Origin of the sequence: Deinococcus koreensis, assembly GCF_002901445.1 — a bacterium.
Taxonomy (GTDB): Bacteria; Deinococcota; Deinococci; order Deinococcales; family Deinococcaceae; genus Deinococcus; species Deinococcus koreensis.
The window spans coordinates 351,562-373,019 of record NZ_PPPD01000001.1; the positions used below are offsets into that span (position 1 = coordinate 351,562).

Annotated in this window: 21 protein-coding genes; 11 read left to right on the forward strand and 10 right to left on the reverse strand. The window is 71.3% G+C overall.

The window, feature by feature from the left end:
- Positions 1–25: 25 nt before the first annotated feature.
- The 3 genes from CVO96_RS01630 to CVO96_RS01640 all read left to right on the forward strand — a co-directional run bounded on the left by CVO96_RS01630 (position 26) and on the right by CVO96_RS01640 (position 4,382).
- Positions 26–1,705 carry an adenine deaminase gene (locus tag CVO96_RS01630; RefSeq protein WP_165795170.1) on the forward strand — a complete coding sequence of 560 codons (1,680 nt, stop codon included), beginning with the start codon at positions 26–28 and terminating at the stop codon, positions 1,703–1,705.
- Between the two features lie 384 nt (positions 1,706–2,089).
- On the forward strand, positions 2,090–3,784 hold the full coding sequence (locus tag CVO96_RS01635; protein ID WP_103309596.1) for a GGDEF domain-containing protein: 1,695 nt from the start codon (positions 2,090–2,092) through the stop codon (positions 3,782–3,784).
- Positions 3,785–3,983: 199 nt separating this feature from the next.
- Positions 3,984–4,382 (forward strand): 2Fe-2S iron-sulfur cluster-binding protein, encoded by a 399-nt coding sequence (locus CVO96_RS01640; protein ID WP_103309598.1) that lies wholly within the window; start codon positions 3,984–3,986, stop codon positions 4,380–4,382.
- 241 nt (positions 4,383–4,623) lie between these two features.
- Here the strand turns inward: CVO96_RS01640 and CVO96_RS01645 are convergent, their stop codons facing one another.
- The 4 genes from CVO96_RS01645 to CVO96_RS01660 all read right to left on the reverse strand — a co-directional run bounded on the left by CVO96_RS01645 (position 4,624) and on the right by CVO96_RS01660 (position 7,715).
- Positions 4,624–5,412, reverse strand: a complete 789-nt coding sequence (locus tag CVO96_RS01645) for a DUF421 domain-containing protein (RefSeq protein WP_103309600.1) — start codon at positions 5,410–5,412, stop codon at positions 4,624–4,626.
- On the reverse strand, positions 5,409–5,597 hold the full coding sequence (locus CVO96_RS01650; protein ID WP_103309602.1) for a hypothetical protein: 189 nt from the start codon (positions 5,595–5,597) through the stop codon (positions 5,409–5,411). The genes CVO96_RS01645 and CVO96_RS01650 overlap by 4 nt, the downstream gene beginning before the upstream one ends.
- A 79-nt stretch (positions 5,598–5,676) precedes the next feature.
- Positions 5,677–6,708: an endolytic transglycosylase MltG gene (mltG, locus tag CVO96_RS01655; protein WP_103309604.1), complete on the reverse strand. Its 1,032-nt coding sequence runs from the start codon at positions 6,706–6,708 to the stop codon at positions 5,677–5,679.
- Positions 6,705–7,715, reverse strand: coding sequence for a carbohydrate kinase family protein (locus CVO96_RS01660; protein ID WP_103309606.1), 1,011 nt, complete (start codon positions 7,713–7,715; stop codon positions 6,705–6,707). The genes mltG and CVO96_RS01660 overlap by 4 nt, the downstream gene beginning before the upstream one ends.
- 204 nt (positions 7,716–7,919) lie before the next feature.
- Here CVO96_RS01660 and CVO96_RS01665 point away from each other — a divergent pair, with 204 nt between their 5' ends.
- Complete coding sequence (locus CVO96_RS01665; protein WP_243398118.1) at positions 7,920–9,968, forward strand: cation:proton antiporter domain-containing protein; 2,049 nt, start codon at positions 7,920–7,922, stop codon at positions 9,966–9,968.
- A gap of 37 nt (positions 9,969–10,005) precedes the next feature.
- Here CVO96_RS01665 and CVO96_RS01670 read toward each other — a convergent pair whose 3' ends face one another.
- The 6 genes from CVO96_RS01670 to soxR form a co-directional block, all read right to left on the reverse strand.
- Positions 10,006–10,662 carry a hypothetical protein gene (locus CVO96_RS01670; RefSeq protein WP_103309611.1) on the reverse strand — a complete coding sequence of 219 codons (657 nt, stop codon included), beginning with the start codon at positions 10,660–10,662 and terminating at the stop codon, positions 10,006–10,008.
- Positions 10,659–12,086, reverse strand: a complete 1,428-nt coding sequence (gene gatB, locus CVO96_RS01675; RefSeq protein WP_103309614.1) for an Asp-tRNA(Asn)/Glu-tRNA(Gln) amidotransferase subunit GatB — start codon at positions 12,084–12,086, stop codon at positions 10,659–10,661. The genes CVO96_RS01670 and gatB overlap by 4 nt, the downstream gene beginning before the upstream one ends.
- Before the next feature lie 182 nt (positions 12,087–12,268).
- Entirely contained in the window at positions 12,269–12,601 is a 333-nt protein-coding gene (locus CVO96_RS01680) for a hypothetical protein (protein WP_103309615.1), read from the reverse strand.
- Positions 12,598–14,292 carry a PhoX family protein gene (locus CVO96_RS01685; protein WP_103309618.1) on the reverse strand — a complete coding sequence of 565 codons (1,695 nt, stop codon included), beginning with the start codon at positions 14,290–14,292 and terminating at the stop codon, positions 12,598–12,600. The genes CVO96_RS01680 and CVO96_RS01685 overlap by 4 nt, the downstream gene beginning before the upstream one ends.
- 57 nt (positions 14,293–14,349) lie before the next feature.
- Positions 14,350–14,808 carry a GNAT family N-acetyltransferase gene (locus CVO96_RS01690; RefSeq protein ID WP_103309620.1) on the reverse strand — a complete coding sequence of 153 codons (459 nt, stop codon included), beginning with the start codon at positions 14,806–14,808 and terminating at the stop codon, positions 14,350–14,352.
- The gene (gene soxR, locus CVO96_RS01695; RefSeq protein ID WP_243398119.1) at positions 14,805–15,296 is read right to left on the reverse strand and encodes a redox-sensitive transcriptional activator SoxR; all 492 of its coding nucleotides are present in this window, start codon (positions 15,294–15,296) and stop codon (positions 14,805–14,807) included. The genes CVO96_RS01690 and soxR overlap by 4 nt, the downstream gene beginning before the upstream one ends.
- Before the next feature lie 123 nt (positions 15,297–15,419).
- On the opposite strand from soxR, the gene CVO96_RS01700 reads away from it, so the two are divergent.
- The 7 genes from CVO96_RS01700 to CVO96_RS01730 all read left to right on the forward strand — a co-directional run bounded on the left by CVO96_RS01700 (position 15,420) and on the right by CVO96_RS01730 (position 21,425).
- Positions 15,420–16,085, forward strand: a complete 666-nt coding sequence (locus CVO96_RS01700; RefSeq protein WP_243398120.1) for a VOC family protein — start codon at positions 15,420–15,422, stop codon at positions 16,083–16,085.
- On the forward strand, positions 16,082–16,486 hold the full coding sequence (locus CVO96_RS01705) for a VOC family protein (protein WP_103309626.1): 405 nt from the start codon (positions 16,082–16,084) through the stop codon (positions 16,484–16,486). Before CVO96_RS01700 ends, CVO96_RS01705 begins: the two co-directional genes overlap by 4 nt.
- Positions 16,487–16,586: 100 nt before the next feature.
- Positions 16,587–17,483: a DMT family transporter gene (locus CVO96_RS01710; protein WP_103309628.1), complete on the forward strand. Its 897-nt coding sequence runs from the start codon at positions 16,587–16,589 to the stop codon at positions 17,481–17,483.
- 8 nt (positions 17,484–17,491) lie between these two features.
- Positions 17,492–18,454 carry a hypothetical protein gene (locus CVO96_RS01715; protein ID WP_103309630.1) on the forward strand — a complete coding sequence of 321 codons (963 nt, stop codon included), beginning with the start codon at positions 17,492–17,494 and terminating at the stop codon, positions 18,452–18,454.
- A 36-nt stretch (positions 18,455–18,490) separates the two neighbouring features.
- The gene (locus CVO96_RS01720) at positions 18,491–18,994 is read left to right on the forward strand and encodes a hypothetical protein (protein ID WP_103309632.1); all 504 of its coding nucleotides are present in this window, start codon (positions 18,491–18,493) and stop codon (positions 18,992–18,994) included.
- A gap of 163 nt (positions 18,995–19,157) precedes the next feature.
- Positions 19,158–20,618 (forward strand): sigma 54-interacting transcriptional regulator, encoded by a 1,461-nt coding sequence (locus CVO96_RS01725; RefSeq protein ID WP_103309634.1) that lies wholly within the window; start codon positions 19,158–19,160, stop codon positions 20,616–20,618.
- 261 nt (positions 20,619–20,879) lie between these two features.
- A complete protein-coding gene (locus CVO96_RS01730; RefSeq protein ID WP_103309636.1) occupies positions 20,880–21,425 on the forward strand; it encodes a hypothetical protein in 546 nt (181 codons plus the stop codon).
- Positions 21,426–21,458: the final 33 nt, after the last annotated feature.

A 21,458-nucleotide genomic window follows, 5' to 3' on the forward strand; every position in this document is an offset into this window, starting at 1 on the left:
GGGGCCAGGCGGAACGGCAGGAGACATGGACGCGGCGGGAGACGCGGAGCGGCGGCGACTGGTGCGGGTGGCGCGTGGGCAGGAGCCCGGCGACCTGCTGATCCGCGGGGCGCAGGTCGTGCAGCCGGCCACCCGGGAGATCTTCGAAGCCGATGTCCTGGTCGCCGGTGGGCGGGTGGCCGCCGTGGGCGCGAGTCTGCAGGCCCGCCGGGTCGTCGAGGCGCGCGGGGCGTACCTGGCGCCGGGCTTCATCGACGGGCACGTGCATATCGAGTCGAGCCTGCTCACGCCGGCGGGCTTCGCGCAGGCGGTGTTGCCCCGCGGCACGACCGGCGTGGTGGCCGAGCCGCACGAGCTGGTGAACGTGCTGGGCCCACGCGGGCTGGAATGGATGCTGGAGGCCGGGGCCGCGTCCGGGCTGCGGGTCTGGGCCTCGGCGCCCTCCTGCGTGCCGGCCAGCGAGTTCGAGACCGGCGGGGCGCGGGTGGGCGCCGCCGAGATCGCCCGGATGCTGCGCGTGCCCGGCGTGCTGGGGCTGGCCGAGATGATGAACTATCCAGGCGTGCTCGGCGGCGACGAGGGGGTGTGGTCGGTGCTGGAGGCCGGGCGCGCGGCCGGGCGGCGGCTCGACGGCCACGCCTCGGGCGTGCGGGGGCGCGACCTGCAGGCCTATGCGGCGGCGGGCCTGCATTCGGATCACGAGGCGACCACCCCGGAGGAGGCGACCGAGCGCCTGCGCGCCGGCCTGTGGCTGATGGTGCGCGAGGGCTCGGCGGCACGCAACCTGGAAGCGCTGCTGCCGGTGCTGCGCGGCCGCCCCCGCCGGGCCATGCTGGTCAGCGACGACGTCAGCGTGGACGAACTGCTGGAACTGGGTCATCTCGACCGGCTGCTGCGGATGTGCGTGGCCGGCGGCCTGCATCCGGCCGACGCGGTAGGGCTGGTGACCTGCAATCCGGCCGAATACTGGGGCCTGCACGACGCCGGCCTGGTCGCGCCGGGCTACCTGGCCGACTTCGTACTGCTGCGTGACCTCGTGGGCTTTGGGGTGCTGGAGACCTTCGTGGGCGGGCGCGAGGCCGCGGCGGGCGGCCCGAGTCCGGCCCTGGGCGGCGGCGGGGTGGCGCTGGGGGAGCGCTGGCCGGCGGCCACCTTCGACATCCCGGCGTCCTGGCCGGTGATCCAGGTTCACGGGGAACAGATCACCACCGGGGTCGGGGCGCCGGGCACCGGCGACGCCCGGCTGGTGATCGCCGACCGCTACGGGCGGGGCGAGTGGTCGGCCTGCTGGACCTCCGGCACCGGCCTGTCGGGCGGCACCCTGGGCATCAGCGTGCTGCACGACGCCCACCACGCGGCCTTCCTGGGCGGCTCGGACGCGGACATCCGGGCGGCGGGGCAGGCCCTGGAGGAGCTGGGCGGCGGCGCCGTGCTGATCGCCGGGGGGCAGGTGCGCGCCCGCCTGCCCCTGCCCTACGCCGGTCTGATGAGCGACCGCCCGCCCCAGGAGGTGGCGAGCGCCCTGCGGCAGATCACGGATGCCGCACGGGCCCTGGGCTGCGTGCTGCCCTACCCGGTCACCACCCTGAGCTTCCTGGGGCTGACTGTGATCCCTGCCCTGAAGCTCACCCCGGCCGGGTTGCTGGACGTGCACGCCTGGACCCTGCTGGGCACTGCGGACACCCAGGCGGAACACCTGCGCTGAGCGGGGGCGGGATGCGGTGCTTACCGTCCGCTGGTGTCCGGTCGCGGACTGAGGTCAGGCCCGTCTGTGAGCCGACCTGCCTGTCCACCAGCCCTATCCAGAACTGAGTTCCATCTAGGGGTCATTTTCGACACCAGACCGCGCATCTCCTCTGTGAGGGTCATGGGCCGGGGATGAACGCCCCTCAGGTAGCGAGGGGGACGAGCGGGTAGACTGTGGAGACGAGGGTATCGCTGCCAACCTGTTTGCCCTGAGCCTGACGGCGAAAAGGTGTCCTGTCCTAAATATGGTTCGCGGCTCTGGGGCCTGCGGCATACCCTTCTGTCCGGGCCGCCAGGCTCCACCTGCTCTCCCTGAAGTCTGCCTGAGGTCATCCCCCCATTCATGAGCCGCGCCATCCCCCCGCCAGATCCCACGCCCCGTACCCTGACGCCCACCCAGGCCCTGCAGGCCACCTTCCGGTCGCGGCTGCTGCTGCTGTTCGCCCTGCTGCTGACCCAGGTGCTGACCGTCTCGGCGGTGCTGTGGGGCGAGCGCCAGAACGCGGAGCGGGCGGTGCAGGCCAGCGCGACCGCCTCGCTGGATCAGCTGGTGCGGGTCACGGCGGACAACATCCGCAGCTACATGCAGTCCGCGACCCAGATCGTGAGCATCAATTCCGAGAACATCCGGGCCGGGCAGCTCAGCGCGGGTGACCCGTCGGGGCTCAGCGTGACCTTCCAGACCATGCTGGACGTGATGCCTCAGCTCAACGGCGTGCTGATCGGGCACCCCGACGGCCGCTTCGTCTTCGTGCGCCGCGACGGCCCGGACGACTCGGGGCGCTTCGTGCGCGTGATCGAGACTCGGCCCGCGCGCACCGTGCTCACCACACGTCTGGACGCCCGGGGGGTGGTCACGGATCAGAGCGCCGCCCCCGACCCCTACGACCCCCGAACCCGCCCCTGGTACCGGCAGGCCGTGGCCCGGCCCGGTGAGGTGGTCTGGACGGCGCCCTACGTGTTCGCCTCCTCCCGGCAGCCGGGCATTACGGTGGCGCGGGCGCTGCCCGACGCGCCGGGCGGGCCGGTGGTGCTGGGCGCGGACGTGCAGCTGCGGAATCTCGCCGTGTTCCTGAAAGGCGTTCAGATCACGCCCCATGGCCGGGCCTTCGTGACCGACAGCGCCGGCCACGCCATCGCCACCTCGCGCGACTGGCCGGTCAGCATCCGCGAGCGCGTGCCCACCCTGGAAGAGGTGGCGGATCCGGCCCTGCGGGTGCTGCTGGGTGCCGGCGGCACCGGCCGGCTGAGCAGCGGCAACCACCGCTACTCGGTCGACGGCCAGCGGTACACGGCGGTGGTCAAGCCGGTGCAGCTGCAGCCGGGCGTGCGCTGGCTGGTGGGCGTCTATGCCCCGGAGTCCGACTTCTCGCTCGGGCTGCAGCCGAGCAACCGCGTCCGGGTGATCTCCATCGCGCTGGCCTGCCTGCTCAGCGCCCTGCTGGCCTGGCCGCTGCTGGCCCGCGCGGTGCGGCCCATGAGCACGCTGCAGCATCAGGCGACCACCGACCCACTGACCGGCCTGCGCAACCGCGCCAGCTTCCTGGCCCAGCTCGACGAGGCCCTGAGCCGCCCCCGCGACACCGACCCGGGGCGCTGCCTGGGCGTCGCCATTTTCGATCTGGACGGCTTCAAGCAGATCAACGACCGTTACGGCCACGCGGCAGGCGACGAGGTGCTGCTTGCCGTGGGCGCGCGGATGCTGGCCGCCGTGCGTCCCGGAGACACGCTGGGCCGACTGGGCGGCGACGAATTCGCGCTGCTGGCCGTGGGCGCCTCGCGCGAGGAGGTGCGGCTGCGGGTCGAGGGCGTGCTGGCGGCGCTGATCCGCCGGCCGGTGGTCGTGGGCGAGCAGGCGCACCCAGTTCGGGCCACAGCCGGGCTGTCCTTCCACGACCCGGCCGAGCCGCTGACCGAGCCGCACCCGCGCACGACCCTGATGGCCCGCGCGGACGCCGCCCTGATCGCCGGCAAACAGCGCGAGAAGGGTCGCGTGTGGGTCGCTGGCGAGAGCACCCTGGCCACCATCTTCCTGTGAAGGCTGTTTCTGACGGCTGTCTCTGACGCCGGCTCTCCCTTCATGGTTTGCTCCCCGGCCTGCGGGCGCTGTCCGGTCTTCAGTGCCTTCGAGGACATGGAGATTGGGCACGGTCTGGACACTGAACCCACCTTCGCCGGCGCTCTCCGCTGAGGCCCCGTGAATGCCCCGCTGGTCGGCGCTGTGCCATCCTGTGCCCATGACCCAGAGCCAGACGACGCAGGACGTGACCATCCAGGTCGAGGGATTCGGCCCCATTCAGGCGCGGGCGGGCGAGCGGCTGGTGCTGGCGCTTGAGCGCGGCGGGGTCGATCTGCTGCACCGCTGCGGAGGCAAGGCCCGCTGCACCACCTGTCGGGTGAGCTTCCAGGAGGGCGAGCCCGGCGCCATGACCGCCGCCGAATACGACAAGCTGAGCGAGAAGGGCCTGCTGGGCGAGGCCCGGCTGTCCTGTCAGATCGAATGCGCGGCCGGCATGAGTCTGACGCCGCTGCAGACCAGAACGAGTACCGGCCTGGAGCCCGGCACCGCCCCCGCCGAACAGATTGAGCCCGACCCCGTCTGGACGACCCGGCCCGGCGCCTCGACCGAAGGATGAGCCCGGAAGGGTGATCCAGAGCGGCATCCATTGGAACGATCAGGGCCAGATATCGTGACCGTCAGCGGCGCCGCTTCCCTTTCCCGGTAGCGTCAGCCACGAGGCGAGCGGGAGGCCAGGCGCCACCCCCGATCCGCAGACGCTGACTGAGGGCCGCTGTCAGGACTCCAGCGCCGGACGGTGGACGATTTCTGGAGCCTTCAGGGCGTCCGGTGGGCACGGTTGACCACCCAGCCGGCCATCAGGACTGTCCTGCCGGGGTTCCGGTGCGGCCGCCGCCATCTTTGCCCGCGTCCAGGCTGGCGCCCCTGCCGGCGCCTGCAGCGCCGAGTGGGTCGGTGGTGGCCGCCGCCCAGCGGCTGTGGCCGCAGGTGCAGTCGCCCAGCAGGCCGGAAGCGGGCTGGGTGCGCCCACAGTGCAGGCAGGCCACCGGCCCCACGGCGAGCAGATCCGGCGACAGGGCGGTGGGCTCCTCCAGATCCCAGGGGGGCACCACCGGCAAGCCGGCGGGAGCGTCCTGGGCGTGGGTGAATACGGTCAGGTTGCCGTCCTGCTCGAAATAGGCGCGCTGTACCTCGCCGAGTTGCCGGACGCCCTGGGCGCGCAGGCGCTCGAACAGATCCTCGCGGCTCAGGTTGGCCGCGCTCAGCGCCGGGTGACTCATCACGCCGTCGCGCACGAGTTCCACCGGCTGACCCTCCACGAAGGTCTCGACCCGCTCCGAGCGGATCACCAGTTTCGAGAGCCAGCGCTGCATCATCACCACCAGGGCCAGCACCAGCATGGCGTGGATCAGCGGCACCTCCGGGTAGAACATGGGGTCGCCCGCCGCCGAGCCCAGACCGATCACGATGGCCAGCTCCAGCGGACTGAGCTGCGCCAGCCCACGCTTGCCCGTGATCCGCAGCAGGAACACCAGCCACAGGAAGATCACCACCGTCCGGAAGACGATCTCCAGCAGGAAGAGCGGCGGGGCGTCGCCCAGGAACATCCGCTGCAGGTCAAAGGGAACGATCTCGGGGGCGCTCATGCGGGGCTGCCCGGGGGGAGTTCGGCGGGGCTCAGGCCCAGGCCGGCGAGCACCCGTTCACGCTTCCAGCCGGTCAGGGCACAGAGATCGCGCACGGCGCCCTCGAAGTCGGGCGAGCCGGGCGAGAGAAGGCGGAGCTGCTGCCACAGCGCATTCCGCCGCATCAGGAACTCACGGGTGGGCATGGAGCCAGTGTACCGGGGCTCCCCGCCTGCTGGACGCGGACGCTGGCCTACTCGCTCACGGGCCCACTTGCTCACGGGCTCAGCGGTAGCGGGCCACGTCGCGCAGATGGGCGGCGTAATCGTGGTTCACGTAGATCCTGCCGTCCAGACCGTGCAGGAAGTACAGGGCGTCGCGGCCGTCGGACATCTTGAGGGTCGGGTTGAGCACGCTGAGCAGCGCGGCCCGGCCGGGGTTGTTGATGGGCCCGGCGGGCAGCCCCTGGCGGGTGTAGGTGGAGTAGGGCGTGTCCCTGGTGAAGTCCCCGGCGCTGCGGTCGAGTTCCGGCAGATCCTTGCCCAGCCCGTAGGCGACCGTGGGATCGGAGCCCAGGGCGATGCCGTCTCTCAGGCGGTTCAGGAAGACCCCGGCGACCACCGGCATCTCGGCGTCGTTGGCGGCCTCGGCCTGCACCATGGAGGCCAGGATCACCCAGTCGCGCACGCCCAGGCCCAGCGCCCGCGCTTTGGCCACATTCTCCGGCGTGAATTCGGAGGCCATGCGGCCCAGCATGGTCTGCACGATCCTCTGCGGCGTCTCCTTGGGCCGGAAGGCGTAGGTGTCGGGAAACACGAAGCCCTCCAGGTTCGGCTGCTTGCCCTTCGCGTACTCGCTGAGAGACGCGTTCTTCAAGACGCTGAGCACGGCGGCGCCGTCGAATCCAGCCTTCTCGAAGATGGCCGGGATGTCCTGAATCCGCCGGCCCTCGGGCACCGTGACGTTCACGCTGGGCAGGCGGGCGGGGCCGGCGAGCCGGGCGGCCACCTGATCCACGCTCATGTCGCCCCGGAGGTCGTACAGGCCCTCCTTGAGCCTGCCCGCCGTGCCGTCTCTGTCCATCACGTAGCGCAGCACGCGGGCGTTTTTCACGATGCCCCGCTCCTCCAGGGTGCGGGCCACCGCCGGCAGCGAGTCGCCGGGTTTCACGGTCAGGGTGTAAGGGGCGCCGCCGGCCGGGCCGAAGAGCGAGCGCACGTAGAGGAAGACGCCCAGCCCCGCGACCACGATCAGGGCCAGCAGCGACAGCAGGGCCCAGACCCACCAGGGCGTGCCGGGCCTGCGGAGCCGGGTCATGCGTCCACCTCCTGGGCGGCCTGGGCAGGCGGGAGGTCTGCGGCGTGGGGGCCGAGCACCCGTTCCAGCCGGGCACGCAGCTCCTCGTCGCCGGGAGCGCGGGCCCCGAAGCGGGAGACCACCCAGCCGCCCACCTGCACGGCCAGCTGCGCGGCGCGTTCGGCGTCGGCGTGGCGCAGCCAGCCGGCCAGAAAGGCGCCCCCGAAGGCGTCTCCGGCGCCGGTGGCGTCGATCAGGAGGTCACGGGTGGCCTCCACGTGCACGCGCGGCTGCGCCGGCCCCTCAATCAGCGCGCCTTCCTCGTCCATCTTCAAGACCACGAGCGCGTGCGGGTAGTGATCCCGCAGCCAGTCCAGGGCGTCGTCGGGGCGGCGGGTGCCGCTCATGGCGTGGGCCTCGTCGTCGTTGGGAAAGATGATGTCGAAGGGCACGTCGTCCACGATCTGGAGGAAGGTCTCGCGGCCGAGCTGCTGGATCATCTGGAACGACCCCGGATCGAGGCTGAGGGTCGCGCCGGCCGCCTTGGCCGCGTGGGCCGCGCGGAGCGCCGCCGCGCGCGGGGGATCGCGGAAGAGGCTCCAGGCGGTCAGGTGCAGGTGCCGCGCCCGCTGCAGGGTGGGCATCGGCAGCTCCTGGGGCAGCAGTTCCCAGTCGGCGCCCTGGCCGGTCAGCATGGCGCGCTGGCCCCGGCGGTCGATCAGCGCCAGGATCACGCCGGTGCGGTGCTCGGCGCTGAGGGTCAGCTCGGTCTGCACGCCCTCGGCCTGCAACTCGGCGGTGGCGAGTTCGCCGAAACGGTCGCGGCCGATCTTGCCCACGAAGGTGGAGGGGTAGCCGCAGCGCTGGGCCCAGACCGCCAGATTCGCGGCGCTCCCCCCACCGGACAGTTCCATACGGCCGGTGGTGTCGCCCCCCGGAAGGAGCATGGTGTCAGGCTTCGCCAGCACGTCCCAGGCGAGGTCGCCCAGCGACACGAGAGGCAAATTGGGGAGGGTCGCTCTGGTCATGACTGCCGCGCAGCATACCGCGCCGCTTCCGGGAATCGCAGGCCCTGGGCCACCCTGCGGCCGCCGGTTCGCAGAGGGCGGCTCAGCGGCCCCTGCCCACGGAATGCGGCATCCTGAAGCATGAGCCGCACGCCGCCCGTATCGGTGCCGGATGTTCCGGTGACACCTGCGCTGATGGGTTCTGCGCCGATCCCGTCCAGGCTGGTGTCCCTTCTGCCGACCGCTGTGGCCCTGGGGACGCTCCTGCTGGCCCCCCACGCCCTGGCCGCCGCCCCGGAGGCCCCGCACAGCGGCCCGCCCGAATTCCTGCTGCAGCTCACGCTGCTGCTGGGTGTGTCCGCGCTGGCGGCCTACCTCTCGTTCCGGCTGCGGCTGATCCCGATCATCGGGTTTCTGGTGGCGGGCGTGCTGGCCGGCCCCGGCGCCCTGGGCCTGATCCGCGATCCCGCGCTGATCTCGGCGGCCTCCGAGGTCGGGGTGATGCTGCTGCTCTTCACCATCGGCATCGAATTCAGCCTGGAGCGGCTGGCGAAGATCGCGCGGCTGATCTTCCTGGGCGGCGGGCTGCAGGTGGGCCTGACGCTGGCGGCCGTGGCCGGCGCGCTGCTGGCCTTCGGCGTGGGGGCCCCCGACGCCGTCTTCACCGGCTGCCTGATCGCCCTGTCGAGCACGGCCATCGTCATGCGGCTGCTGGGCGAGCGCGGCGAGACCGGGGCGCGCACCGGGCAGGTCGCGCTGGGCATCCTGATCTTCCAGGATCTGGCGGTCGTGCTGATGGTGCTCCTGATTCCCATGCTGGCGGGCCAGGGGGGCGGCGTGGGCGGCGTCGCGCTGGCGCTGGCGAAGGCGGCGGGCATCATCGCCTTCGTGCTGGTGGCCGCGCGGCGGCTGGTGCCCCCCGTGATGGAAGTGGTGGCCCGCACCTGCTCCAGCGAGATCTTCCTGCTGACCGTGGTCGCGCTGTGTTTCGGCACGGCCAGCCTGACCGCCTCGGCCGGCGTGAGCCTGGCGCTGGGCGCCTTCCTGGCGGGGCTGCTGGTCAGCGAGAGCCGCTACGGGGCGCAGGCGCTGGGCGAGATCCTGCCGCTGCAGATCCTGTTCAGCGCCGCGTTCTTCCTGTCGGTGGGGCTGCAGCTGAACCTGGGCTTCCTGCTGTCGAACCCTGGCCTGGTGCTGGGCGCCGCCGCGCTGATCGCCGGGCTGAAGGTGCTGGTCACGGGCCTGAGCGTCCGGCTGCTGGGCGAGGACTCGCGCACCGCCCTGAGCACCGCGCTGCTGAGCGCCCAGGTGGGTGAGTTCTCCTTCGTGCTCGCCACCGCCGGCACCGCCCTGGGCCTGAGCTTCGCCGGGCTGGGCGGCCAGGGCACCCAGGTCTTCATCGCCGCGACCGTGCTGCTAATGGCCTTCACGCCGGCGCTGGCGGCGCTGGCCGGGCCGCTGGGGCGCCGGCTGCCCGCTCCCGCCGCGCCCACGCCCGCCGACGAATCCGGGTCGGCCGAGGCGGGCGTACACGGCCTGCCGGTCGAGAACCGCGTGGTCTTCGCCGGCTACGGCCCGCACGCCCGCCTCTCGGCCCGCGCCCTGAGCCGCGCCGGGATTCCCTACTCGGTGATCACCCGCTCCCCGGACGGCGCCAGCGAACTCCAGGGACGCGGCGCCCCGGTGCTGATCGCCGACTACACCCGCGCGGGCCTGCTGCGCGAGCTGAACCTGGGCGCCGCCCGCGCGCTGGTGATCGCCGACGACGACGCCGAGATGACCGAACGCGCGGTGAGCGTGGCCCGCACGGTCGCGCCCGGACTGAGCATCATCACGCAGGCGGGGACGGTCGCGGCCTTCCAGGGGCTGCAGGCGCTGGGCGCCCAGCACGTCCTGAGCCCGCGCAAGGAGATCGCCGCCGGCATCCTGGATCTGCTGACCCCGCCCGAGATGACCCGCGCCGAGATCACCCGCCACCTCGCGGATCACCCGTCCGTGACCCTCAGCGCCGAGCAGCGGGCGCAGTGTGGGCACGCCGCCCTGAGCGCCGGCCCGGTCACGCCGGAGGCCGACGCCTGTCTGGAGTGCGTGGCGGCCGGCGACACCTGGGTGCACCTCCGGGTGTGCATGAGCTGCGGCCATGTGGGCTGCTGCGACTCCTCCAAGAACAGACATGCGACCCGTCATGCCCGCAGCCAGGGCCACCCGGTCATCCACTCCGCCGAGCCCGGCGAAACCTGGGCCTACTGCTACGAGCACGGCTGGACGAAATAGGGCTGAGCCTCAGCTCCAGCTCTACCATCAGACCTGCTTACATCGGCGCTTCGGGCACCTTCTGGAGCTGCACGACCTTCCAGGCCAGCAGGGTGGCGGCCACGTCCAGCAGGGCGTGCATGGCGAAGATGATGGTGGTGGGCAGGTTCGGGGCGCCGCCCATGCCGGCCAGCGGCACCACGTTCACGACCCCGATGGCGAGGTTCAGGGCGGCGGCGGCGTTCAGCCAGCTCATCAGCTGCAGGCGGCCCATGTTGCCCAGCGGCGCCGCCGCCACGCGGGCCAGCGTGCCGTACATGGCGTTCTTGGCCAGGATGAAGCCGAGTTCCACGGTGAGCAGGGCGGTGAGCGCCACCGGACTGGCCTCGGAGGCGCCCTCCCCGGAGAGGGCCAGCACGTTCAGGAACCACAGCGAGAGACGCAGGGCGGTGAGCCACGGAAAGGTCAGCCTGAGCGCCCGCAGCGTGCCGCTCGTCTCCGGCAGGCCCTCGCCCAGCGTGACCCGTGCGAACACCCCGGTCCACCACACCAACACCAGCGCCGCCAGGAAGTAGCGCAGCGCCGCCAGCACCGAGAAGGCCGTGATGGGCTGCGACGACCACAGGGAGAAGGCGCACAGCCCGAAGGTGGCGACGACCAGTGTCCAAAGCGCAGACAGGGCGGCCGGGCGCCACTGGGCGGGCGTGGGCCTCACAGGCCGAGCTTCTGGGTCAGGCGTTCGCGTACCACTTCAGGCTTGGCCTGCCCGCCCAGGGCCTTCATGACCGGCCCGAACAGCGCGTTCATGGCCTTGGCGTTGCCGCCGCGCACCTTCTCGACCGTGGCGGGGTCGGCCTGCATGGCCGCGTCGATGGCCGCGTCGATGGCGCCTGTATCCGTGACCACGCTCAGGCCGCGTTCCCGCACCAGCGCCGCTGGGTCGTGCCCGGCCAACACCTCGGGCAGCAGTTCCTTGGCGACCCGGCCGCTGATGGTGCCGGCGTCGATCAGGCGCACCAGACGGGCGAGGTGGGCGGGCCGCAGCGCGCTCTGCGTGACGCTCTGCTCCTGCGCGGCGAGGGCACCGGTCACGTCGGACAGGAGCCAGTTGGCGAGCTTCTGGGCGTCGGCCCCCTCCTGCAACGCCTCGTCGTAGAACCTCGACAGGGCCACATTCAGGCTCAGGGTCTGGGCATCGCCGGGGCGCACGCCGGCCGCCAGGTAACGCTCCCGCTTCTGGGCGGGCAGTTCAGGCATCCGGGCACGCACCCGCGCGATCCACTCGGGCGTGATGTCCAGCGGGGGCAGGTCGGGCTCGGGGAAGTAGCGGTAGTCGGCCTCGCCCTCCTTGGTTCGCATCAGGAAGGTCTTCTGGCCGCCCTCGTCCCAGCCCAGGGTGTCCTGCGTGACCCGGCCACCACTGTCCAGGACGCGAGCCTGCCGCACGGTCTCGTGCTCGATGGCGCGGGCCACCGAGCGGAAGGAGTTGAGGTTCTTGACCTCGCATTTGGTGCCCCAGGGCTCGCCGGGCCGGTGCAGGCTGAGGTTCACGTCGCAGCGCATCTTGCCCTCCTCGGGCGTGGCGTCGCTGACCCCCAACGCCTGCGCGATGGCCTGCACGGCCTCCAGAAAGGCGCGGGCCTGGGCGGCGCCCGTGATATCCGCCTCGGTGACCATCTCCAGCAGCGACGAGCCCGCGCGGTTGAGGTCGAGCAGCGAATAGGGCGCGTAGGCCGGGTGCATCAGCTTGCCCGCGTCGTCTTCCAGGTGGGCGCGCTTGATGCGAATCCGGCTGACCTCGCCCGACTCCAGGGTCACGTCCAGAAAGCCGTCGCGGGCGATGGGCCGGTCATATTGCGAGAGCTGGAAGTTCTTGGGGGCGTCGGGGTAGAAGTAGTTCTTGCGGTGAAACTGCGTGAAGCCCGAGACGTCGCAGTTCAGGCCCAGGCCGAACATCATGGCGAGTTCCACGGCCTCGCGGTTCAGCGTGGGCAGGGCGCCGGGCAGGCCCAGCGTGAAGGGGTCGGTGAACTCGTTGGGGCCGGCCCCGTGGTAGTCCTGGGGGCACGCGCTGAAGATCTTGGTGCGGGTCTTCAGCTGCAGGTGAACTTCAAGGCCAATGACCGCCTGGTACGACATGGGGGGCAGGATAGCGCCGGACGCGCGGGGGGCACCGGTCTTGGTCTACTGCGGATCACTCGCCGGATCACCGGCCGACCACACCACGGAGAGAGGCCGACGCGAACTCGGTGTTCACGTCAGCCTCTCTCCCGTGTAGGCAGCGTCCGCTCACGACTCGGCGACGCCCCTGTGCTCCGCCCTCAGTCCGCCACGTTCACCGGCCGGGCGCTGTCCAGCCAGCCCCACTCGCGCAGATAGGCGCGGAATTCGCCCAGCAGGGCCTGGGCGTCCTCGCGCTCGTCCTCGTGCAGGGCGCGCAGCCAGGCGGCGCCGGTGGCCCGCGTGTAGGCCAGCAGCGGGGCCGGCTCGCCCAGGAAGGCGTCCAGGGCCGCGAGTAGCTCCTCCCAGCGGGCCCGTTTCCAGGGGGTCTGGCGGGTGACCTCGTTCAGGAACTCGTCGGCGGCGTGCGAGAGCAGCAGCGTGCGGCCCACGATCCATGGCGCCTTGAGGGTCGGCAGCGCTCTCTGGGTCATGCCTTCCACCCGGGAAAGCCCTCGATGGCGACCAGCGTCGGGCGCGGAATCTTCGTGCCGGGCCGGGCGGCGAAACTGCTCCGCAGGGCGTCCAGGCTCTCGCTGTCCTCGCCGGGGTGCTGCACCGACAGGAACAGGGTCTTGCCGTCGGGCGACCAGACCGGGCCGGTCATCTCGGCGTCCACCGGGCCGATGGCGAAACGGTGGGCCTTGCCGGCCTCCGGGCCCTCGGTGGCGAAGAAGAACATGGCGTTGTTGCCGTGGAAGGCCTTGATGGGGTTGGTGGCCAGGTCGGAGTTGTCGGTAACCATCCAGAGGTTGCCGTAGGGGTCGAAGACCAGGTTGTCGGGGCTGGCGAAGCCGCTCTGCGGGCCGCCCACCGCGAAGATTTCCCAGAGGAACTTCTGCGCCGCCCAGTCGTCCTGATCTTCACGGAACTTGACGATCTGCCCGAAGTAGTTGCCGTGCTTGGCGTTGTTGGTCAGGGCCACGTAGACCTCGCCGGTGCGCGGATGGATCTCGATGTCCTCGGGGCGGTCGACCGGGGTGCCGCCCACTGCCAGGGCCGAGGCGCGGGCGTCGGCCAGCACGTCGGCCTGGGAGGCGAACAGGGGCTTGCCGTCGGCAGCCTTGGCGTCCTGCAGGCCCTTGGTCTTCTCGTAGTCGAGCAGCACCCAGGTGCCGTTGCCGAAGTTCGCCACGTACAGGTCGCCGTCGGCCAGCAGCTCCAGGTTCGCCGCGCGGTTCTTCGGGTCGTACTTCCCGCGCGAGACGAATTTGTAGACGCAGGCGTCCTGCATGTCGTCGCCCATGTAGGCCACCACACGGCCGTCCTTGGCGACCGTCACCGCCGCGTTCTCGTGGCGGAAGCGGCCCATGCCCGTGCGCTTTTTGGGCATCCAGGCCGGATCGAAGGGGTCGATCTCGGTGACCCAGCCCTGGTGCATGGCCTCGTAGCCGCTTCCCGCCCAGGCCTTGGTGTAGCCGTCCACGTTCTCCTCACAGGTCAGCAGCGTGCCCCAGGGGGTCTGGCCGCCCGAGCAGTTGCCGACCGTGCCCTTCACGCGGGTCGCGCCCTTCACGGCGGCCGTGCCGCGCACCGGGCCGGTCAGCTCGATCTCGCTCAGGGCGTCGATGCGGCGGTTGCGGGGGTCGGGCACGATCTTCCACTCGGCGCCCTCTTTCTTCACGCGCACCACGCTGACCCCGACCGCGCCCATCTCGGCCGCGATCTGCTTGGGGGTGCGCTCCTTGGTGTCGCCGCCCACGAACATGGGGTTCACGTACTCGTGGTTGATGGTCAGCAGGGCCTCGGTGCTGCTCTGGCCACCTTCGAGCATGTCGATGGGAAAGTAGCCCACGTAGTCGTGGTTGAAGCCGATCTCGCGGCCGTCTGCCGTGAAGACCTCGCCCCAGGGGGCCAGCACCTGCGAGCGGTAGCCGGCGGGCAGGGTCATGGCGTCGGCCGAACCCACCGGAATGGGCTTGAAGGGCGCCACCGTCTGGGGCTTGACCTTCTTGGGATCGACCGTGGCCGGCCCCCCGTTGTTGGCACTCGCCTCAGCAATCGTCAGGGGCAGGCTGACCATCGCGGCCGTCGCGGCGGCGCCGCCCAGGGCGCTGCGGCGGGTCAGACGGGTCTCCAGCAGACGGTGCCAGGGGCTGGTCTCGGGCTTGTCCTTGATGGTCATAGCCTGCAGTCTGGGTCAGCTTCGTCACGCCGGCTTCAGCCCTCTGTCAGATTTCGGTCAGGTGCCGTCCTGGGCGGGCAGGGCCAGCCACATTTCCGCCGCGCTGGCCTGGAAGCCCAGCCGCCCGTACAGGCCCCGCGCCTGGGCGCTGGTGCCCAGGCTGACGCGGCCCACGCCACGCTGCCGGGCCGAGTCCAGGCAGCGGGTCACGAGCCCCTGGGCCAGCCCCCGTCGCCGCCAGTCCGGGTGCGTCCAGACATTCACGATCCGCGCCCGCCACGGCTGCGGGTCGCCGCGCGACGGCCCCCACTCCAGCAGGGTCAGCCCCGCTCCGGCGACGATCTGCTCGGCACCTCTATCCCCGTCCAGCGCCAGGAAACCGGCGTACAGGCCACGCTGGATGGCCCCGGCGACCCAGGCGGCGTAGGCCGGCCGTGCGGCGGCATCCGCCTCGTCCGGGTACCGCTGAAGCGCGATGCACTCGGCGTCCGCAGGAGTGGCGGCCCTGATGATCATCCTCCCCCACCGTCCAGCAGGGTCGTGCCGGCCGGATGGCTCTGGGCGTACTGGTCGTCCGGGTTGAACAGCGCGCAGCGACCCAGCGACAGGCAGCCGCAGGAGATGCAGCCGCTCAGGTCGTCGCGCAGCCTCTGGAGCGTGGCGATCCGGGCGTCGAGTTCCGCGCGCCAGGAACCCGACAGCCGGACCCAGTCGGCGGCGGTCGGCGTGCGCTCGCCGGGCAGGGTCGAGAGCGCCTCCCGGATTTCGGCCAGCGGCACGCCGACCCGCACGGCCGCGCGGATGAAGGCCAGCCGGCGCAGGGTCTCGCGGGCGTAGCGCCGCTGGTTGCCGGAGGTGCGGGCACTGACGATCAGGCCCTCGCGCTCGTAGTAGTGCAGGGTGGGCACGCTCAGGCCGCTGCGCGCCGAGAGCTGGGCCGGGGTCAGGGCGGGGTCAGGGATGGGCGGCACCTCCAGATGAGCCGGCGTGGGGCTTGACCTCAAGCTTACTTGAGGTTCTAGGGTAGGGCATGACGCACCTTCCTATTTTGCCTCCCGTCCTCTTTCCCCGCACCCCACTTTCCCGTGTTCCGTGACCCTCGCCCGCTCTCCCCCACCGGAGTCCCCATGAAGATTCGGAGCCTGACCCTGCCCACCCGGAACCTGGCCGCCCAGCGCACCTTCTACGGCCAGGTTCTGGGCCTGCCCGTTGAGATCGGCGAGACGAATTCCCTGAGCGTCCACATCGGCACCTCGCGCCTGATCTTCGAGCAAGGCGACGGGGCGGACGGCTTCTCCCACATCGCCTTCGATATCCCCCGCACGCTGCTCGCGCAGGCGGAAGACTGGCTACGGGCGCGCGTGCCCCTGCTGGCCGACCCGCAGGGCCGCACGGTGTTCGGGCCGACCGACTCGTGGAATACCACGAACCTCTATTTCGACGATCCGCCGGGCAACATCCTGGAATTCATCGCCCGCCACGACCAGCCGCATGACGGGTCGGGCCCCTTCGGCCCGCGGAGCCTGCCGCACATCAGCGAACTGGGCGTGGTCGTGCCCGACGTGCCGCAGGCGGTCGTGGGTCTGGGCCAGCGCTTCGGCCTGCACGCGTTCAACGGCCAGAGCGAGACGTTCACCGCAGTTGGCGGCCACGACGGCATGCTGATCGTGGTGCGGGAGGGGCGGGGCTGGTTTCCGGTGGGGCGGCCGGCGGTGCCCACGCCGTTTGAACTGAGCTTCGCGGATGGCCAGGGCACACGGTTCCTTCGCCACACCGATCTGGAGCCCCGGTGAGGCCAGCGCTGGACACCACCACCGCTGTACGCATCGCCCGTCCTAGCCTGGATCTGGACGCCGCCGAGCGCTTCTATGCTGGTGGCCTGGGTCTGCATGTCCTGTACCGCAGTACCGACGACGCCTTCGCGGCCCTGCTGATGGTGGGCCTCCCCGGCGCGGCGTGGCACCTCGAACTCACGCGGCCGCTCAGGCATGGGGTCACGCCCACTCCTACAGGGGAAGACCTGCTGGTTCTGTACCTGGGCCGTCCGCCCTCCGACGGGCTGGTGGCCCAGCTGGAAAGGCAGGGCGGGCGGCGCGTTCCGGCCCTGAATCCCTACTGGGAACGCTGGGGCGTGACCCTGGCCGATCCGGACGGCTACCGGCTGGTGCTCTGCGCCCGGGAATGGCCGGGCTGACCCGCCTCCGCCGACCGGCCCCGACCCGTCTGCGCCCTGCGACGGCGCCCTGCTTCAGCCTGCCCCATGCCCTAACCTGCCCCATGCCCTAACCTGCGCTGTGCCCCGCCTGAAGCCCGCCCTGCTCACGGCCGCCCCGCTGCTGTTTGTCCTGCTGTGGAGCACGGGTTTTATCGCCACCAAGGGCGCGGCCCACAACGCCGACCCCTTCGCGTACCTGAGCGTGCGCTTCGCGTTGGCGGCCGGACTGATGCTGGCCCTGAGCGCCGCGTTCCGCGCCCCCTGGCCCACGCGCGCCCAGGCGGGCCACGCCGCCGTGACGGGCCTGCTGCTGCACGCGGGCTACCTGGGCGGCGTGACCACCGCCATCTGGCTGGGGCTGCCGGCCGGGGTGACCGCCGTGCTGGTCGGTATCCAGCCGCTGCTCACCGGGCTGCTGTCGTGGCCGGTGCTGGGCGAACGGGTCACGGCGCGGCAGTGGGCCGGCCTGGGGCTGGGTTTTGCCGGCGTGCTGCTGGTCGTGGGCGGGCGCCAGGCGGGCGGGGGCGCGTACAGCCCAGGTGCGCTGCTGGCCGCCCTGGTGGCCCTGCTGTGCACCACGGCCGGCACCCTGTATCAGCGCCGCACGGGGGCCGAGATGCCGCTGCTGGGCGGCACGGCGGCGCAGTACGTGGCGAGCGCCGGAGCGCTGGGGCTCGTGACCCTGGCGCGTGGCGGGGGCGAGATCCGCTGGACGCCTGAATTCCTGTTCTCGCTGACCTGGCTGGTGCTCGTGCTCTCGGTCGGCGCCATCCTGCTGCTGATGGTGCTGATCCGCGACCTGCCGGCGGCGCGGGTGGGCAGCCTCTTCTATCTGGTGCCGCCGCTGGCCGTGCTGGAGTCCTTCCTGCTCTACGGCGAGCGCCTGAGCCCGCTGTCGCTGGCCGGGCTGGGGGTCTGCGTGGCGGGTGTGGCGCTGGCGGCATCTGCGGTCACCTCTGGCCGGCGGGCCGCGTAGCCTGAGGCATGCCGAAACCCGTGCGCCGCCTTTCCCTCCTGCTCGTCCTCGGTCTGTATGGAGCGGCCCCGCTGGCGGCAGCCCTGCAGACGCCCACCGCCGACCTGTTCTCGAAACTGAGCCCCGCCGAACGGGATCTGCTGCTCGCCAGCGCCGGGGTCTCCAGCGGCGACCAGTTCCGGCCCGGCGTGCTCGCCCCTGGCCTGGTGTTTCCGGTGGCGAGCCTGGCGAACCGCGAGGTGGTGGGCTCGGTGACCCAGCCCCAGTCGACCCTGGTCGTGCTGCGAACCTCCCTGGCCCCGGCGGCCGCCCAGAAGATGGCTCTAGATACCCTGCGCCGGGCCGGCTGGATCGACCAGTACAGTCAGCCCAACCGCGACGTGTTTCAGTCCAGCCCGGGGGCGGGTGAGACCTTCTATCCGCAGTGCAAGCCCGGCGTGCCCGGCTCGCTGACCGTGATGAGCCAGCCCGGAGCGAGGACAGGGAGCGCCCAGGTCACCTACCGCTATTCGGTCTACGCCGGCTTCGACAGCGGCTGCCCGGCCAACAGCGGCAACGATCCCACACGGGCCAACTTCTATTCACCCGAGCGGACGGCGACCTACACCGATCCCCTGAAAGACATGCTCGACCAGGGCCTGAGGCTGCCGCTGCTGGCCGCCCCGGCGGGGGCCGATGTGCAGTCCAGCGGCAGTTCCTACGGCCGGGACGAGTACTCGACCTACGCCACGGTGTACACCACCCTGAGCGCCGAGCAGATCCGCAGCCACTATGTCGGTGCCCTGAAGCCGCAGGGCTGGGCGGCGACCGGCTTCACGACGCTGAACAGCGAGCAGATCACGCGCTTCAAATTCCGGCAGGGAAACCGGGAACGTGAGGGCACGCTGGCGCTGATGCCCCGGCCCGAGCTGGGGCGCGACCAGGGCGGCGTGCGGCAGGCGCGCTACGACGTCCAGCTGCAGATCCGCTGAGGGCCATCCCTGGTTCTGGCATGTCACCATGACCCCATGAGCACCCTTCACGGACGAATCGGTGGAGTGACCCAGGGCTACGACCTGCACGCCGACTGGGACGGCCAGGAGCTACACGGCCGCATCGGCGGGCGCTTCGAGGGCAAGGACATCCACCTGAAGGTGGGCTCCGGCGACGTGGACGGCCGCATCGGCGGCACCTTCGCCGGTTTCGACGCCGACGGCGACGTGACGCCGGAGAGGGTGGACGTGCGCCTGGGCGGGCGGATCGACGGCGACGACCTGCACCTGACCCTCCGGGGCAACCGCGTGGAGGGCCGCTTCTCCGGGCGGCTGGACGGCAAGGACGTGAGCCTGAGCGTGCAGGGTGACCGGCTGCACGGGCGGATCGGCGGCGTGGTCGAGGGCAAGGACGTGAACCTGGAGCTGGGCGGCGTGCCCGTGGAGGTCGCGGCCCTGGCGGCGGTCTGCGCCTACAAGGCGCTGGAGGACGAGCAGGATTCGGCCTCGGCGGCCAACAGCGCCAGCACCTCGGGCTGACCCTGGCGGGGGGCTGTCCCTTCCTTCCAGCGAAGCGACAGATCCCGTGTGGCCTGTGCCGGACGTCCTGGCCCGGCCGCCTCCCCCTGTGTGTGGACTCCCCGCCGATTCCGCCACCGGTCGCACATTCCCGCCCACGGGTGCGTGCTACGTTCCGCCCATCATGACTGCGACTGCAACACAGACCAGGGCCCGGACACTCGCTGAACTGCTTCAGACGCCCGAGTACGCTGGGCGCACGCCCTTCGACGGCCACATCCGTCTGGTGCAGGACGAGGTGCGCGAGAACCTGACCCGTAAACTCCGGGCCGGCGAGGAACTCTTCCCCGGCGTGGTCGGTTACGACGACACCGTGATCCCGCAGCTGGTCAACGCGCTGCTGGCGCGGCAGAACTTCATCCTGCTGGGCCTGCGCGGCCAGGCCAAGAGCCGCATCCTGCGCGCCATCACCGGGCTGCTGGACGACGTGGTGCCCGTCATCGACGGCGTGGACATGCCCGACGACGTGCTGAATCCCATCGGCGCCGAGGGCCGCCACCTGCTCGAGGCGCACGGCCTGGAACTGCCGATCCGCTGGCTGCCGCGTGCCGACCGCTATGTGGAGAAGCTCGCCACGCCCGACGTGACCGTGGCCGACCTGATCGGCGACGTCGATCCCATCAAGGCCGCGCGCCTCGGCACCAGCCTGGGTGACACCAGAAGCATGCACTTCGGACTGCTGCCGCGCGCCAACCGGGGCATCTTCGCCGTGAACGAGCTGGCCGACCTGGCGCCCAAGGTGCAGGTCGCGCTGTTCAACATCCTTCAGGAAGGCGATGTGCAGATCAAGGGCTACCCGATCCGCCTGGAGCTGGACGTCATGCTGGTCTTCTCGGCCAACCCCGAGGACTACACGGCGCGCGGCAAGATCGTCACGCCGCTCAAGGATCGCATCGGCAGCGAGATCCGCACGCACTACCCCACCGACGTGCGGCTGGGCATGGACATCACCGCGCAGGAGTCCGTGCGCGCCGAGCACATCGTGGTGCCGCCCTTCATCTCCGAGCTGATCGAGGAAATCGCCTTCCAGGCCCGCGAGGATGGCCGCGTGGACAAGCAGAGCGGCGTCTCGCAGAGGTTGCCGATCTCGCTGCTGGAGGTGGCCGCCGCCAACGCCGAGCGCCGCTCGCTGGTGGGCGAGGGCGGCGCCGTGGTGCGCGTGAGCGACGTGTACGCCGGCCTGCCCGCGATCACCGGCAAGATGGAGCTGGAATACGAGGGCGAACTGAAGGGTGCCGACTCCGTCGCCAAGGACGTGATCCGCAAGGCCGCCGGTGCCGTGTACGGCCGCCTGCTGGGCAGCGCCGACACCAAGGAACTGGAGAAGTGGTTCGAGTCCGGCAACGTCTTCCGCTTCCCGCAGGGCGGGGATGCGGGCGCCGCGATGAAGGCCACGAAGGAGGTGCCGGGGCTGACCGAACTGGCCGCCGAGGTCGCCGCCAGCCCCGACGACGCCGTGCGCGTGTCGGCCGCCGAGTTCATTCTGGAAGGCCTGTACGGGCGCAAAAAGCTCTCGCGCGCCGAGGAACTGTACGCCGCGCCGGAGCCCGAAACCCGTCAGCAGCGCGGCGGCCGCTGGAACTGAGCCGCCGGGCCGAGCAGCAGCGCCCCCTCTGAACCCACGCCACCCATCCACCCCACACGGCCGTCAGGCGAGCGCACCCTCAGCGGCTCGCCTGACGCCTTTCTCTGGCTGCATGAGCGGTCTGGCTGCACGGTTCATCCGACCCCACGCGCTGGATGATCCGGCTGAACCTCCCAGGCTCGTGAGGCTGGATGGACAGGTTCCCGGGTCATATCGGATCTTCCGCACATTCCGGCCCTGGAATCCCCTACCTTGCAGGGAATGATCAGAGGCTTCTGTCTGGCGGTTCTCCTGCTGACTCCCACCGCCCACGCTGCAGAAGCGTCGCCCTTCTCGCTGGGCAGTCAGTGGACACTGCTGTTCCGCTCGGCGGGCAGCGGAGGGATGGGCAGTGGAGGAGCGGCCACCCCAGGCCAGCCGGGCGGCACCACCTTCACAGTCGTGAGCGTGGAACAGTCGGCGGGCACGGAGCGCGGCTTCGGTCTGGTGGCCGGGCAGCGGAAGTACAACACCCTGACGGTGCTCAGCACCACGGATGGCTCCCTGATGGTGGCGGACCTGACCGTGAGCGCCGCGAACCAGGGCAAGTTGCGGGTCTGCGCCTTCGGGACGCTGCGCCCGCCGCAGCGCAGCGGCCTGAAGCTGCTGATCCCGCCGGGCCAGCTCGATCAGGCGATGGCCGCCCTCAGGAAGAAGCTGGGGACTCTCCGGTCGACCCAGCCCGGCATCAACGCCCTGACGGCGCTGCGCCGGGCCGCCGGCCCCTCGGCCGACGGTTCCACCTGCACGCTGCGCCGGCTGCGCTGATCGGGCCGGGGCGGTGGGCGAGTGCCGAGGCAG